The following is a 14,847-nucleotide window of genomic DNA, read 5'->3' as shown; positions in this document are numbered from 1 at the left end:
CCGACATGAACTTTAAACAACTTCCAACTGTCTTAAGTAAAACCTACCTCCTAACAACATTGCTCATTGCCGCTAGTAACAGCTACTGGCTGAGCAATGTGGCTTCGGCCGATTCTCCACCGCCACCAGCAGCACTAAGCGTACATCAACAAGTGTCAGGGTTTTATCAACAGCTAACCAACTCAGCCCGTTACTTCCAGCAATCATCTTTAGAGCTGTGTCAATCACCTTCTGCAGCAAAGTTTACAGTTGTACAAAATCACTGGCGACAATTGATGAATAGCTGGATGATTGCTGAGGTGATTAATTTTGGTCCAGTACAACAGGGTAATATGGCTTGGCGGTTTCAGTTCTGGCCTGATAAAAAAAACCTGATCAAGCGAAAAGTAGAAGGTTTTTTAGCCACTCATTCTCAGCCAAATACAATTTCTATAGAAACAGTTAAAACATCCAGTGTACTGGTTCAAGGGTTAAGCGCAGCTGAATATTTATTATTTGATCCTCAGCTTAAACCTGATCAACAGGTCACTAACAGTTCTCAACGCTGTAAAATGTTGGCCAGTATCAGTGCTCATTTATTTGCAAATGCTCAGCAGCTTGAAAAAAGCTGGCAAACTGAAACTGCTACGAATAAACCAACTGTCGAAGAGAGTATCAGCCAATTACTTAATGGCATGGCGACCCTAATCGAGCGTAGTCACAAGAAGCTGGTTATGCCCCTCGGTAAACAAAAAGCAAACCCTTATTTTGCTGAGTCCTGGCGTAGTCAACATTCAATCGACAATATTAAGCACAATTTAATTAGCATCAAGCAACTTTATCAGGTTCAATTAAAGCCGCTACTATTGGAGAAAAAACAAGGGAATTTATTAGCTGAGAAAATCGATCAACAATTTAACTTTACCTTTACACTGCTTGGTCAATTTAAACAATCACTTTTTATTTTATTAAAACAGCAGCAGTTAAAGCAGGCCTCTCAACTGGCTGAAAACTTAAAACAATTAAAACAACTGTTCAGTCAGCAATTACCCGACAAATTAGGTGTAATCATTAGTTTTAATGCTAATGATGGAGATTAATAACATGGATCGGCGACAATTTCTGATCAGCCTTGTTGCAGGCGGTACCGGTTTGGCAGTCAGTCAGCATAACTGGGCGAACACGTCTACCCCACTCCTAGTGAGTGCCTATAAAAATCAAACAGGCCAATATGGCGTTGCGGCCTTTTCGACTGTTACACATCAACCAACATGGCAATTACCCTTACCTGCCAGAGCCCATGCCATTAGTACTCACCCTAATCAGCCGCTGGCAGCAGTATTCGACCGCCGACCAGGCCAGCAGATACATATTGTTGACTGGCAGCAAGGCAAATTAATTACTGCGATAAATGCGGCCGCTAAACGACACTTTTATGGCCATGGTGTTTTTAGTCAAGATGGAAAACTACTGTTTTGCACAGAAAATAACTGGCAGCAAGGCACTGGTGTTATTGGCATTTATGACACCCAACATTTTACCCGCCAGGGAGAAATTGCCAGTGGCGGCATTGGCCCCCATGAACTGGTATTGCATCCCGATGGACAATTTCTGGTGGTGGCCAACGGGGGCATTTTAACTCACCCAAACAGCGGTAGAAAAAAACTCAACCTGGATAGTATGGCCCCCAATCTGAGTCATATCAGCATTGAGACAGGCAAGCTGGTTGATCAACAAGTCTTTGTTCATCACCAACTGAGTATCCGTCACTTAGCTATTTCTCAACAAGGACAAATCGTTGCCGGTATGCAATATCAAGGTGACCAGTCAGATATTGAGCCTTTAGTTGCCAGTCAACTTGCTCAAGGTCGCCCCCTAACCCCACTTGCTGGAGATGAACTAGCCTGGCTGCAAATGAATCAATACACAGCGAGCGTCTGCATTCTCGATCATGCTGATACGGTTGTTATTACCTGCCCTCGTGCAAACCAAGTCATGAGCTGGCAGCTAAGCACCGGCAAGTTAGGGACTACCCTCAATGTGGCAGATGCCGCTGGAGCAGTTGCAATAAGTACGAATCATTGTGCTGTTACGACCGGGCTTGGGCACTTGCATACTATCAAATGCCACCAAGGCTCGATGACGCCAATGACTCAACAACGTTTTGCAGGTATCGCTTGGGACAATCACTTAGCACTTGCGACTATCTGATCCTACAAGACCTACTAGGCGTTAGCGCCTGTTGAACTGAGTTCCACAGGTGCTAAATTTTAGTCACTCCATTGTAAAAAAACGTCAGCTTTCATCTACACTTAAACCTGTTAGCAACTTAGTGATTCACTCTGTCGGTAAGAGGCGTTAGCTATTGAGGTGTTGTAATGGAGTGGCTAAAGCAAAGCTTAGTAGTCAAAATTTTCTCATTATTTATTGTGGGTCTTACCCTGATATTTGCTGTTTCTGAATGGGGTTTTCTAAGATTTAGTCATACTGTTGATCAGCATCAAACACTACTTAATCAAGAGTTTAATAACGCGCTTACCATTACTCAAATTAATCTTGAATTTAAACGACAGGTTCAGGAATGGAAAAATGTTTTAATTCGCGGTAACGATGCTAACCAACTAAATAAATACTGGGGGCGTTTCGAAGCACAAGAGAAAAAAATAAAAACCATGCTAGAAGCGCTTCAACAAAATGTTAAGGACAAAGAAACCCTCAACACTCTCGAAAACTTCAGGACTAAATACCAAGAAATGGCCACAAAATACCGGCAAGGAAAGGATACTTTTGTTCAGTCCAAGTTTGATATCAGTAAGGGCGATAAAAGCGTCAGTGGTGTTGATCGAGAACCATCAAAGCTACTGGAAGAAGCAGCTGCACGCTTATCGACAATAGCTGCGGAAGAAGCCGCTACTGCAAAAGCAGACAGTAATAAAGTCAGTTTAGTGGCTACCTCATCCATGATAGTTATTTTAGTGATTGTTGGTGTTGCCCTAAGCTTGATGTTACATCACTTTCTGGTAAAACCCACCAGACAAATAATCGACCATATCAGCAATGTTAGCGAGGGTGAGCTTACTACCGTACTCCAGCTTGACCGAGAAGATGAACTTGGCAAACTTGCCAGTGCAGCCAACCAGCTGCAGCTCTCCCTTAAAACGACTGTGACTAACCTAAAAGATGCTTTAAGCAGCTTATCTTTTTCTTCCTCAGAATTAGTGCAGATCTCATCTGGAATCAACAAAGGTATTCAGGAACAGCACTCCAGAACGGACCAAGTAGCCACAGCCATGAATCAAATGACCGCCACTGCAAATGAAGTGGCAGAACATGCTCAAGGCGCCGCTAGTGCAGCCAGCCAAGCAGATGAATCAGCCCAGGAAAGCATGACGGTAATGGAAGGCACTATTAAAACCATTGAAAATATGTCACAAGAAATTGCTAATGCATCAGAGGTTATTCAAAAGCTAGAAGAAGACACCAAAAGTATTGGTACTGTATTAGACGTCATTCGAGGTATTGCTGAACAAACTAACCTGCTAGCTCTAAACGCAGCCATTGAAGCAGCACGGGCAGGTGATCAAGGTCGAGGGTTTGCAGTCGTGGCCGATGAAGTAAGGACACTGGCCCAACGTACTCAGCAATCGACAGCAGAAATACAAGGCATTATTGAAAATGTTCAAGTGGGTGCACACCACGCAGTTGAAGCGATTGAGCGAGGCAAAACCCAAACCGATCTTGGGGTAGAAAGAGTATCTCAGGCTGGTACTGCTTTAAAAAATATTACTCAGGCAGTTGAAGAAATTCGTGATATGAACCACCAAATTGCCACTGCGGCAGAAGAGCAAACCTCTGTTGCAGAAGATATAACCCAGAACATCCATGAAATTACCACCATTGCTTCTTCCAACAGTGATCAAGCAGAAAAAACTGCACAAACCAGCGCCGCTTTGGAAGATTTGTCTAATGAGCTTGAAAAAATCGTTAACAAACTAGGCCACTAAACATAATTTTTCATTTCCCTAAAACAGCAAAACCCCTCAATTGAGGGGTTTTTTAGCGTTAGCTGCCAAAGAGGAAGCTTGGCTAAATAGCCGACATTACATCATGCCGCCCATTCCACCCATGCCACCGCCCATGCCGCCCATATCAGGCGCAGGCTTATCTTCTGGGATTTCAGCAACCATTGCTTCAGTCGTGATCATCAGACCAGCAACAGATGCTGCTGCTTGTAGTGCAGCACGAGTTACTTTAGCTGGATCAAGAATACCCATCTCAATCATATCGCCGTACTCACCCGTTGCAGCATTGTAACCAAAGCTACCTTCGCCTTGCTTCACTTTGTCTACAACTACAGAGCCTTCATCACCAGCATTTTCAGCGATTTGACGAATTGGCGCTTCTAAAGCACGCAGTGCTAAAGCAACACCTTGGTTTTGATCTTCGTTATCACCTTCAACAGTGATGCCTTGTAAAGCACGCACCAGTGCAACACCACCACCAGCAACAACGCCTTCTTCTACAGCGGCACGAGTTGCGTGTAATGCGTCTTCAACACGGGCTTTCTTCTCTTTCATTTCTACTTCAGAACCAGCACCTACTTTGATGACGGCAACACCACCAGCAAGCTTAGCAACGCGCTCTTGCAGTTTTTCTTTGTCGTAGTCAGAAGTAGATTGCTCAATTTCAGCACGGATTTGCTCAACACGCGCTTGAATATCAGCAGCAGCGCCAGCACCGTCAACAACTGTTGTGTCTTCTTTAGTGATCGTTACACGCTTAGCTTGGCCAAGATCATCTAAGGTAGCGCCTTCTAAAGACAGGCCGACTTCTTCAGAAATAACCGTTCCGCCAGTCAGAATAGCGATGTCTTGCAACATAGCCTTACGACGATCACCGAAGCCAGGCGCTTTAACAGCGGCTACTTTAACGATGCCACGCATGTTGTTAACAACCAGTGTTGCTAATGCTTCGCCTTCAACATCTTCAGCAATAATTAACAGTGGCTTAGATGCTTTAGCAACCGCTTCTAGAACGGGTAGCAGATCACGGATGTTAGAGATTTTCTTATCAACCAACAGAATGTATGGGCTTTCCAGCTCAGCACTCATGCTTTCTTGGTTGTTGATGAAGTAAGGTGACAGGTAGCCACGGTCAAACTGCATACCTTCAACAACGTCCAGTTCGTTCTCTAAACCACTGCCTTCTTCTACAGTGATTACACCTTCTTTACCTACTTTTTCCATTGCTTGAGCAATGATTTCACCGACTTGCTCATCAGCGTTAGCAGAAATGGTACCTACTTGAGCAATAGACTTTGAGGTTTCACATGGAGTCGCAGCCGCTTGTAATTTTTCAACAACAGCAACAACTGCTTTGTCGATACCACGCTTTAGGTCCATTGGGTTCATGCCTGCAGCAACAGACTTCAAACCTTCGTTAACGATTGACTGAGCGAGTACAGTCGCAGTTGTTGTACCGTCACCTGCTTTGTCATTTGCTTGAGACGCTACTTCTTTAACCATTTGCGCGCCCATGTTTTCGAACTTGTCTTTCAGCTCGATTTCTTTCGCAACAGAAACACCATCTTTAGTAATGGTTGGCGCACCGAAAGATTTTTCGATAATTACATTACGACCTTTTGGTCCTAAGGTAGCCTTAACTGCATCTGCTAATTGGTTAACACCTAGCAACATGCGCTGACGGGCGTCATCACTGAAAACGACTTCTTTTGCCATGTTAATATCCTTACTTTGAACTAAATTATCTGTTTAAGAAAGCGAGAAATAAATTAAAAAGGCTTAGCCTTCCAACACACCATAAATTTCGCTTTCATTCATGATGATCAGCTCTTCGCCGTCAATTTTTACTGTGTTGCTTCCAGCGTACTGACCAAAAACGACCTTGTCGCCAACCTTAACACTTAATGGACGTACTTCGCCGTTATCTAAAACTCTGCCTTCACCAATAGCAACAACTTCACCTTGGTTAGGCTTTTCAGCAGCAGTACCTGGTAACACAATGCCGCCAGAAGTAGTGGTTTCTTCTTCTTGACGACGTACGACAACGCGATCGTGTAATGGACGGATTTTCATTGATCACTCTCCAATGTTTTTCAATTCGCCGAGTGTTGCTCAACTATCGTATAAATCAGCACAGCATAATCAGCTTATTGCTATGCAGCATTCCTTAAGAAAGCAGCCTTAAGAAAGCAGCTAAATTGATCCAGCCATCAGTAGATTGCGCCTACAACTCGAAGGCAGACCATACTATGACTGACATCAAACTTTTGTGTGAAGGAAGATGGGGTTGCTCCAAAAACTTTTCAACACCTTTCAACAAAATTTTTTTAATTTTTTTCTACCAAGAGAGTTAATCGACTGACAACTCAAGTAGTATTCTGTGGATGTGATGGATCTGAAATGCTCGCAAAGATACAACTCACGAGCAGTACTGAGGATAGTGGGTAACTATTACAATATAGGCCTTTAGGCTGTCGCAAAGGCCGAGAGATATAAGGTGATAGGGTATTTTGGAGGCACTGTTATTTGTTTAGTTTATGCCAGTCATCTTCTCGCTTAAACTCCCCATCAATAATGTGAGGGTCGCGATGGGCAGATCCTTCTGCGGTAAAGTGAGCTGATGCATGCACATTATGCACTTTAAAGCCCTTCTTAATTGCCTGTTTAATTAGCCAGTGACGGGTAAAAGGAAGTAAACAGCAAAAGCCAAAGGCATCGGTAACAAAGCCCGGTGTGAGTAATAATGCACCTCCTACTGCCAGTACAATACCTTCAGCCATTTCCTGTGCAGGTATTTGCCCTTGCTGCATTTTTTGCTGGGCATGCATTAACGTCGACAACCCTTGTTGACGCAGCAGTTGTAACCCAATCACAGCCGTTAGCAGCACTAAACCAATAGTTAACCACGCACCAATAACTTCCCCCACTTTAATCAGCACAAACATTTCAACAATGGGGACAACAATAAATAACATTAATAAGGGGCGCATGGTTTTAATCTCCTAAAGTACACTGATAAAGAAGTGAAGCCACCCCTTCATAGCATACTTTTTGCTAACAAAGCCTTCATTTCTTTATAAGATGAAGGCAAATCCAGTTATTTTCAACCCCCTTACATGTAATAAGTCGTACAGGTGATTAATCAACCGGCCATAGCGACTAACAGCTTTCGCACTTGCTGAGGTGTTTCGGCCACTTCATGAAAAGCAAGCCGCACAACTTTATCAGCAACTCGCAGGTTAAACCCTTCACTATCAATACCTGCCATCTGAGGCGCTACACCATCTGGCAACTGAATGCTGGCCTTTTGGCAATAGGTTATCATGGCTTTAGTATGGTCCTGATTCATGTGTTGTACCATACCCTGTTCTACCTCACCGAAGAAAGGGTTCGGCTTAACTAGCAGCTCTGGCTCTAGCCAATAAATTTCGCCAAATCCACCAATAAAGCGAGCACGCACCAGTTCAATCACATAAAAGTCAAAGTCATGAGTTTGATGATAGCCTCTGGCTTGAGGGAAAAATGCATAGTAACGCTCAGCCAGTAATGGATCATTTACCTGATAAGCATCGCCCACCCAAGTGAGTCTGGCGCCGGTTTGAATATCATCAATATCGGCTTCCGTTACCGTTAACGACACTTTATTATCAGCCTCTATATTTTTTGTATGCTGAGCAATGCGACTAATCAGCATCACTAAATTCCCTTTACCATCCAAACAATACGGCACTACTGAACCAAACGGATAGCCAGGTAATGAAAGTGATTGAGTAGCCAAAACACCATGATATTGGTTTAGTAACAACTGTCGTGCAGCTAAAGCTGCTTGCTCTTTTTTGCTCATTTTTCTAACCAGTGGTATTACCAACAATAAACGAAGACTTACCAGAAAATAATAATCATTCTCACCTAAATAAGCTACTACCAGATTAATTAGGAGCCACTAAATGGATATTACCAATAAAGTCATTGTCATTACTGGAGCTGCTCAAGGGCTGGGCAGAGCTATGGCCGAGCGCTTTGCCAAGCAGCAAGCTCAACTAGCATTGGTAGACCTTAATGAAGATAAATTACTAGAAGCAGTTAATCACTGCCAATCACTTGGTGCAAAAGCTCACTCATTTATAGCCAATGTGGCAGATGAAACATCCGTTGAAAACTTATTTGAGCAAGTGAGTCAACAGTTTGGAAAGATTGATGCGCTCATCAATAATGCCGGAGTTTTACGGGACCGCATGTTAGTGAAAGTCAAAGACGGACAAATCGTCAATAAAATGAGCTTGGCAGAATGGCAAAGCGTTATTGATGTCAATCTGACTGGACTGTTTTTATGTGGTCGTGAATGTGCTGCAAAAATGATTGAAAAGCAACAGCCTGGCGTCATTATCAACATTTCCAGCATTGCGCGGGCAGGCAATATCGGCCAAACCAACTATGCTGCAGCCAAAGCTGGTGCAGTTGCCTTAACCGTTACCTGGGCAAAAGAACTGGCTCGACATGGTATTCGCTGTGCTGCCATTGCACCTGGTTTTATTGGTACGGAAATGACTGCCAGCATGAAACCAGACGCACTGGAACGCATGACCTCGCAAATCCCTTTAAACAGAATGGGCACTCCTGATGAGATTGCACAAGCAGCTGAGTTTATTCTACAGAATGATTATTTTTCGGGAAGAGTGATAGAAGTAGACGGCGCCTTCCGCCTTTAATCCTCTTCTTGAATAACTGTTAGGCTATGTTGTTTTCAGTTGACCACCACGGATGGTGGGAATGCAGTTCGTGCAGGAGCATTTAACTGCCTTCACCCCAGTCACTTATCACAAATAAGCTCCTGGGGCTTCATCGCTCAACGCCTTGCCTAACAACTCTTCAATTTGAGGATAAACACTATAACAAAATATAGCTTCCCCCTTTGAAAAAGGGGGACTGAGGGGGATTTCATGAAGACCTACTCAAGCAACTTTAACAATTCGCTTGCCAATTATGATCAAATTGACTGAAGTAGAACAAGCACGCTGGCAACTTTAAATCCCCCCTGCTCCCCCCTTTTTCAAAGGGGGGAAATGGCTTTTACGACAACCTACTCCAAAAAAGCAGTACCACAAAAGGGCATTACCACTTATACCCTACCCCAAAGGAGAAGGTGCTATCTTTCTTATGCTTACCCTCTGCTGGGTAGTTATCGTAGTCGTACTCATACTGCAGTACTGTTGAGATATTATAAGGTAGCCTGTATTCAAAACCGGTTTCACTTTCGAAGCGGAAGTTCTTGCTTGATTCTTTAGGGATAAACATTTCGTGGTTGTGGAAGAACGACAGTTTATCAAAAAATATCATTTCCTTGTTGTAGTCGAGGGCCCAACGGAACACCTCGAACTCTTTCACCCCTTCATCCCGGTATTTTTCTCGAATATGGTTAATACCACCTTCAACAGAAAGCTTGTGTAGTGGTGTATTGAAGAATTCATAACCCAAACCAATACCAGCAGAGAGTCGTTCATTCAGCTCTTTGATACCGTCTTCTTCATAGCCTAGGTTGGTAGTAAAGTACCAGTGCTGGTTGTAAAAGTAGTCATAGCTGTAATCAGCTTGCAACTTATCTTCTACCACATGCTCCTTTTTAGTCGTACGATCAGTTTCTAGCCCGACGTCATGACGATGTACTCCATGAACAAAGCTTAAATCAGCATCAAAATTCAGCTCTTCAGACTCTGTATTTCCATCTTTTAACTCAAGAAACGCGTAGGTTTTCCCAGAAAACCGCCAAGGTTTTTCTTTATCCTCTTTGGGGTAAAGCTGGCTGATTCCATTTAAAGCAGCAAATTCAACCACTTCACCATCTGCTTGCTTGACATGATACAGTGCCCCATCACTAGCTAGCTTGCCATGCACCACATCACCAGAGCGAGTAACAATAGTCATTGGCTTTTTAGTCTTAATGGATTTCACCTTAGTCCAATCCAACTGAATATTGGCATAAGGTGTTTTAATTACTAGTATCTCTTGGTCGAGATACTTAATTTTTCCAGAAATTTTATCGCCATTAGAGAGCGTAAGGGTATCAGCAACAGCAGAGCAACTGATAAATATAAGGCAGGTATAGACTATCTGTTTTATTAACCTTGACATCATACGATCACAGAAACTTCTTAATAAGGCCAACAGCTACTGACTAAGTTAGTAACCACGGGTTGAAATATGTTTAATTGATAATTAATGCTTACTAAAAGAAAACTGAGTACGGTTAGATACATGCATAAATGAATAATTCAATTTGATAAAAAGTTTGTCATCGCTATGATGGCGGCTGTCTAAGGCCAATAACTGTTTATTTGCTTCAACTAATTTATTGCAGCTTGAATAATTAATTTTTTTCAGCATCATCAACACAGTTATTGTCAACCTATATTAACCATCACTACTTCAGTCATCACTACCACTAAGTTATTACGATCATAAAAGAAGCAGCAATGGATCCAACAAAAAATGCCCGCATTTGGCAAGTCGTTAGTTTAATACCTAAAGGCCGGGTTGCTACCTATGGCCAAGTAGCCAGAATGGCTGGCTTGCCCAATCACGCACGGATGGTGGGCAGTGTACTCAAACAACTGCCACACGGTTCTGGGCTACCCTGGCACCGGGTAATTAATAGCAAAGGCTGCTTATCATTTCCGCGAGATAGTAAGCAGTTCTCAATACAAAAAGAGAAACTCGAAGCAGAAGGTATTATCTTCGATAACCAAAAAGTCTCGTTACAAAGATTCCAATGGCAAGGTGAATAATATCAAGTTATATAACCTTAACAAGCGCTCACGAACTCATTACTATCAATACATATATCCATTGGAAAGAATCAGTTGATACTAACTTGAGTAGAAGAAACATGCAGGCTACCTTATCAAAACTCCTTGACACCCTGGCTATATACACCCAGCGCCGGGTCATTACCATGCTACTGCTGGGCTTTTCATCTGGCCTGCCCTTTATGCTGATTTTCTCTTCGCTGTCTTTCTGGCTAAGAGAAGCAGGTGTCGACCGAGCATCAATCACTTTGCTCAGCCTGACAGGATTAGCTTTCGCCTTTAAATTTTTGTGGTCCCCACTTGTTGATAAAATAGCAATCCCGACATTAAGCCAAAAGTGTGGTCAACGCCGCAGCTGGTTGCTGCTATGCCAGCTGACCATTTTATCCTGTTTTCTCTTAATGGCTTTGCAAAACCCTTTAGCCAGTTCAGGCTTCCCTCTAGAAATAATGGCAACACTTGCAGTAATCGCGGCGCTTAGTGCAGCTACTCAAGATATTGTTATTGATGCTTATCGAATTGAAATGGCAGAACCAGAATTACAAGGAGCCATGGCTGCTATGTATATTGGAGGTTATCGAGTTGCCATCATTACAGGTGGTGCAGGCACCCTTGGGCTTGCTGCTTGGTTTTCAGGAGACCTGACAGGTTATCAGTACACTGCCTGGCAGAGCACTTATTTGGTGATGGGCAGTTTAATGGTAATTGGCGTTATCACCACATTATTGATGCCTGAACCCGTTCGAAACATTGACCAAGCAACGGTTGAGTTAGAACAAAAAAGTAATGCTGTTATCAGCCGCTATTTACCTGGCTCTTCGTTACTCAAGCAGATTATCACTATTTTTGTTAGCGCCATCTGGGACTTTATTAAACGCTACGGCTGGCAAGCAGTAGTCATTCTGCTGTTAATTGGCAGTTATCGTATTGCTGATATTGTTATGGGAGTCATCGCTAACGTTTTTTATGTGGATATGGGTTTCACTAAGTCTGAAGTGGCTACAATATCAAAGGTCTATGGTGTCATCATGACCTTGGCAGGAGCTGCTTTAGGTGGCTTTATTATTAAGTATGTTGGTGTGATTAAAGTGCTGTTTATTGGTGCTTTTATGTCTGCCGTTACCAATTTACTATTTGCTGCACTGGCCCATATTGGACACGACACCAGCTTTCTGATTTTTACCATTAGCCTAGATAATTTGAGCAGTGGGCTAGCTCAAGTTGCGTTTATTGCTTACTTATCAAGCCTAACGAATGTGTCATTTTCTGCTACACAGTATGCATTGTTTAGCTCACTGATGCTGTTATTTCCAAAGCTAATTGGGGGCGGTTCAGGCTGGATAGTCAACCAAATTGGCTATTCTCACTTCTTCACCTTTACTGCTATTTTAGGTATCCCTGTACTAGTTTTAGTTGTCATTGCAGGTAGAGTTGCACCACCTGATACTACTAACAAGCAGGATACAGATGCCAACAGTTCTCTACCCATACCCTAAAACAACATGAGGGTACCTCTAAAAAGGACATGTCATATATTCTTGAGGTAAAGGATCTTACTAAACAATACCCTGGGGTATTAGCCGTTGACCAAATCAGCTTTGCTATTCCTCAAGGTATTTGTTTTGGTTTACTTGGGCCTAACGGTGCCGGCAAAACCACCACCATTGAAATGATTGAAGGCATTACCAAACCTACTGTGGGTAACATCCTTTTTGCTGGCAAACAACGTAACAATAACTTTAAACAGCGCATCGGCATTCAGTTTCAAGCCACTGCGTTAATGGATTATTTAACAACACAAGAAATTCTTAAGTTATTTGCCAACTTTTATCATCATACCCTGCCATTAGCCACCGTGATTGAACTATGTAATCTGAATGATATTTTAAACCGCTATGCTACTAAATTATCAGGTGGTCAACGACAGCGTTTACTATTAGCACTTAGCATTTTAAATGACCCAGACTTGATATTTCTTGATGAGCCCACAACAGGTCTAGACCCAAAAGCCAGAAGGCAATTTTGGCAGTTAATTGAAAAAATTAAACAGCAAGGTAAAACCGTCTTGCTAACCACACACTACATGGATGAAGCTGAAGCACTGTGTGATGAACTAATTATTATTGATCAGGGAAAAATTATTGAACAAGGAACACCTACCGCATTATTACAAAAGCATTTTTCCAGTGTTCGTGTCACTATCCCTCGTGACAATATTACTAATACTTTACAACTGAAGTCTTTTGCTAAAGTTCAGGTAAATAGTAATGAAGTGGTGTTTACAACAAATGAAGTTGAAAAACTGATCCACCAGTTATTAGCTGAACAGGTCAACTTGGCAGGACTGAGCATCAGAAGACACAATTTAGAAGATTTATTTTTACAGCTGACTGGCCACCACTTGCAAGATGCTAAACCTTAAACCCTTTATTGCTATATTCATTGCGCGAACTAAAGAGTTTTATCGCGATAAGGCCGCTTGGTCTTGGTCACTAATCATGCCTTTTCTATTAGTGATTGGCTTTAACTTTGCCTTATCAGATAGCCAGCGTCAGCAATATAAAGTAGGTGTTGTAGAGACGTCTACAGATCAGTTAAACCCTCTTAAATACCTCAAATTTATCGAGTTTGTTTATTATCATGACCAACAGCAAGCTATTGATCGAGTCAAATACCATCAGTTGGACCTGTTAATTAAAGCTGAGTCCTCACAGATAAAATACTGGGTTAATAGCGACTCAACTGGCGGCTATTTCATGGAGCAGCTATTACTACAGCAAGCAGCTGATGCAACCAAACAAACGGTCACAGGTCGCGAAATTCGTTATGTGGACTGGGTGATGCCTGGCATACTTGGCATGAACATTATGTTCAGTGCTTTATATGGCGTAGGTTTTGTAATTGTTCGCTACCGCAAAAATGGCGTATTAAAACGCCTTAAAGCCACCCCCTTGTCAGCACTACAGTTTATTACCGCACAAGCTTGCTCGCGGTTAGTTGTCATCCTGCTTATCAGCTTAACTCTCTATCTTGGCTGTTATTTAACAATCGACTTTTTAATGCTGGGCAGCCTGATTGATTTACTTGTTGTGTTGTTGACCGGTGGTGCCAGTATGATAGCCATGGGGTTAATTATCGCCTCTCGCATTAGTACAGAAGAGGTAGCTGATGGTATTTTAAACGCCATTGCCTGGCCTATGATGTTTTTATCAGGTGTTTGGTTTTCCTTAGATAGTGCCACACAAACCTTACAGCTCATAGCCAACTTAATGCCTTTAAATCATATGGTCACTGCATCAAGGGAAATTATGATTAATGGAGCCAGCCTGACCGATATCAGCAATCACTTACTGATCATGGTGATATTTACTGTTGTTTGCTTGGTGATTGCGGCCAGTTTTTTTCGATGGGAGCGCAATTAACCATCACGCGCTGTTAGGAGGTCGTTGCAACAACCACCTCCCCCCACCAATCAACTAGTCACGAAAGTTATTGTATTGTAGCGGCATATCTAGACTCGCTTCTTTCAGCAAGGCAATCGTTGACTGTAAATCATCACGCTTTTTACCCGTAACCCTGACTTTCTCTCCTTGTACTGCCGCTTGTACTTTCAGTTTTGCATCTTTGATCAACTTAACGACTTTTTTAGCAAGCTCTTTGTCCAATCCTTCTCGTACAGTTGCCTCTTGCTTGACTAACTTCCCTGAGCCGTAAAAATCTGCTACTTCCAGGCACTTTACATCAATCCCTCGCTTAATTAGCTTGCCTTTCAGCATTTCCAGCATTTGCTGTAACTGAAAGTCAGCCTCTGCTGTCATTTGAATCTGTTTTTCTGTTAAGCTAAAGCTGGCCTCTATTCCACGAAAATCATAGCGGGTTTCCAGCTCACGACTGGCTTGATCAACCGCATTGGTTAACTCATGGCTATCCACTTCAGAAACGATGTCAAAAGAAGGCATAAATTCTCCCAGCACTATAATTAATTAAAGCAATTTCAGAAACGGCTAGTGTAGTGTCTTCTGATACGACGAGTGAAGCGGGTT

General features: G+C 42.6%; 14 protein-coding genes. 8 read left to right on the top strand and 6 right to left on the bottom strand.

Annotated features, from left to right (window positions below):
* Positions 1 to 5 precede the first annotated feature (5 nt).
* The 3 genes from ORQ98_RS12755 to ORQ98_RS12745 all read left to right on the top strand — a co-directional run bounded on the left by ORQ98_RS12755 (position 6) and on the right by ORQ98_RS12745 (position 3,983).
* Positions 6 to 1,079, top strand: a complete 1,074-nt coding sequence (locus ORQ98_RS12755; RefSeq protein ID WP_274689193.1) for an imelysin family protein — start codon at positions 6 to 8, stop codon at positions 1,077 to 1,079.
* A gap of 4 nt (positions 1,080 to 1,083) precedes the next feature.
* Positions 1,084 to 2,190 (top strand): DUF1513 domain-containing protein, encoded by a 1,107-nt coding sequence (locus ORQ98_RS12750; protein WP_274689192.1) that lies wholly within the window; start codon positions 1,084 to 1,086, stop codon positions 2,188 to 2,190.
* Between the two features lie 167 nt (positions 2,191 to 2,357).
* Complete coding sequence (locus ORQ98_RS12745) at positions 2,358 to 3,983, top strand: methyl-accepting chemotaxis protein (RefSeq protein ID WP_274689191.1); 1,626 nt, start codon at positions 2,358 to 2,360, stop codon at positions 3,981 to 3,983.
* Positions 3,984 to 4,079: 96 nt separating this feature from the next.
* Here the strand turns inward: ORQ98_RS12745 and groL are convergent, their stop codons facing one another.
* The 4 genes from groL to ORQ98_RS12725 form a co-directional block, all read right to left on the bottom strand.
* Positions 4,080 to 5,717, bottom strand: a complete 1,638-nt coding sequence (gene groL, locus ORQ98_RS12740) for a chaperonin GroEL (protein WP_274689190.1) — start codon at positions 5,715 to 5,717, stop codon at positions 4,080 to 4,082.
* Positions 5,718 to 5,780: 63 nt separating this feature from the next.
* Positions 5,781 to 6,074, bottom strand: coding sequence for a co-chaperone GroES (locus tag ORQ98_RS12735; RefSeq protein WP_163832621.1), 294 nt, complete (start codon positions 6,072 to 6,074; stop codon positions 5,781 to 5,783).
* Between the two features lie 449 nt (positions 6,075 to 6,523).
* Complete coding sequence (locus ORQ98_RS12730) at positions 6,524 to 6,991, bottom strand: FxsA family protein (protein ID WP_274689189.1); 468 nt, start codon at positions 6,989 to 6,991, stop codon at positions 6,524 to 6,526.
* Positions 6,992 to 7,143: 152 nt separating this feature from the next.
* Positions 7,144 to 7,845, bottom strand: coding sequence for a HugZ family pyridoxamine 5'-phosphate oxidase (locus ORQ98_RS12725; RefSeq protein ID WP_274689188.1), 702 nt, complete (start codon positions 7,843 to 7,845; stop codon positions 7,144 to 7,146).
* Positions 7,846 to 7,948: 103 nt separating this feature from the next.
* On the opposite strand from ORQ98_RS12725, the gene ORQ98_RS12720 reads away from it, so the two are divergent.
* On the top strand, positions 7,949 to 8,710 hold the full coding sequence (locus ORQ98_RS12720) for an SDR family oxidoreductase (RefSeq protein ID WP_274689187.1): 762 nt from the start codon (positions 7,949 to 7,951) through the stop codon (positions 8,708 to 8,710).
* A 403-nt stretch (positions 8,711 to 9,113) separates the two neighbouring features.
* On the opposite strand, the gene ORQ98_RS12715 is transcribed toward ORQ98_RS12720, so the two are convergent.
* Complete coding sequence (locus ORQ98_RS12715; protein WP_274689186.1) at positions 9,114 to 10,133, bottom strand: DUF481 domain-containing protein; 1,020 nt, start codon at positions 10,131 to 10,133, stop codon at positions 9,114 to 9,116.
* Positions 10,134 to 10,471: 338 nt separating this feature from the next.
* On the opposite strand from ORQ98_RS12715, the gene ORQ98_RS12710 reads away from it, so the two are divergent.
* From ORQ98_RS12710 to ORQ98_RS12695, 4 genes are all read left to right on the top strand, one after another.
* Positions 10,472 to 10,783 (top strand): MGMT family protein, encoded by a 312-nt coding sequence (locus ORQ98_RS12710; protein ID WP_180570638.1) that lies wholly within the window; start codon positions 10,472 to 10,474, stop codon positions 10,781 to 10,783.
* Positions 10,784 to 10,884: 101 nt separating this feature from the next.
* Entirely contained in the window at positions 10,885 to 12,300 is a 1,416-nt protein-coding gene (locus tag ORQ98_RS12705) for an AmpG family muropeptide MFS transporter (protein ID WP_274689185.1), read from the top strand.
* Between the two features lie 29 nt (positions 12,301 to 12,329).
* Positions 12,330 to 13,226, top strand: a complete 897-nt coding sequence (locus ORQ98_RS12700) for an ABC transporter ATP-binding protein (protein WP_274689184.1) — start codon at positions 12,330 to 12,332, stop codon at positions 13,224 to 13,226.
* A complete protein-coding gene (locus ORQ98_RS12695) occupies positions 13,213 to 14,226 on the top strand; it encodes an ABC transporter permease (protein ID WP_274689183.1) in 1,014 nt (337 codons plus the stop codon). The genes ORQ98_RS12700 and ORQ98_RS12695 overlap by 14 nt, the downstream gene beginning before the upstream one ends.
* 54 nt (positions 14,227 to 14,280) lie before the next feature.
* Here ORQ98_RS12695 and ORQ98_RS12690 read toward each other — a convergent pair whose 3' ends face one another.
* Positions 14,281 to 14,763, bottom strand: coding sequence for a YajQ family cyclic di-GMP-binding protein (locus ORQ98_RS12690; RefSeq protein WP_274689182.1), 483 nt, complete (start codon positions 14,761 to 14,763; stop codon positions 14,281 to 14,283).
* Positions 14,764 to 14,847 lie beyond the last annotated feature (84 nt).

The sequence above is a fragment of the Spartinivicinus poritis genome (assembly GCF_028858535.1).
GTDB lineage: Bacteria > Pseudomonadota > Gammaproteobacteria > Pseudomonadales > Zooshikellaceae > Spartinivicinus > Spartinivicinus poritis.
Note: the sequence above shows the minus strand (reverse complement) of the source record. Positions and strands in the feature narration are given on the sequence as shown.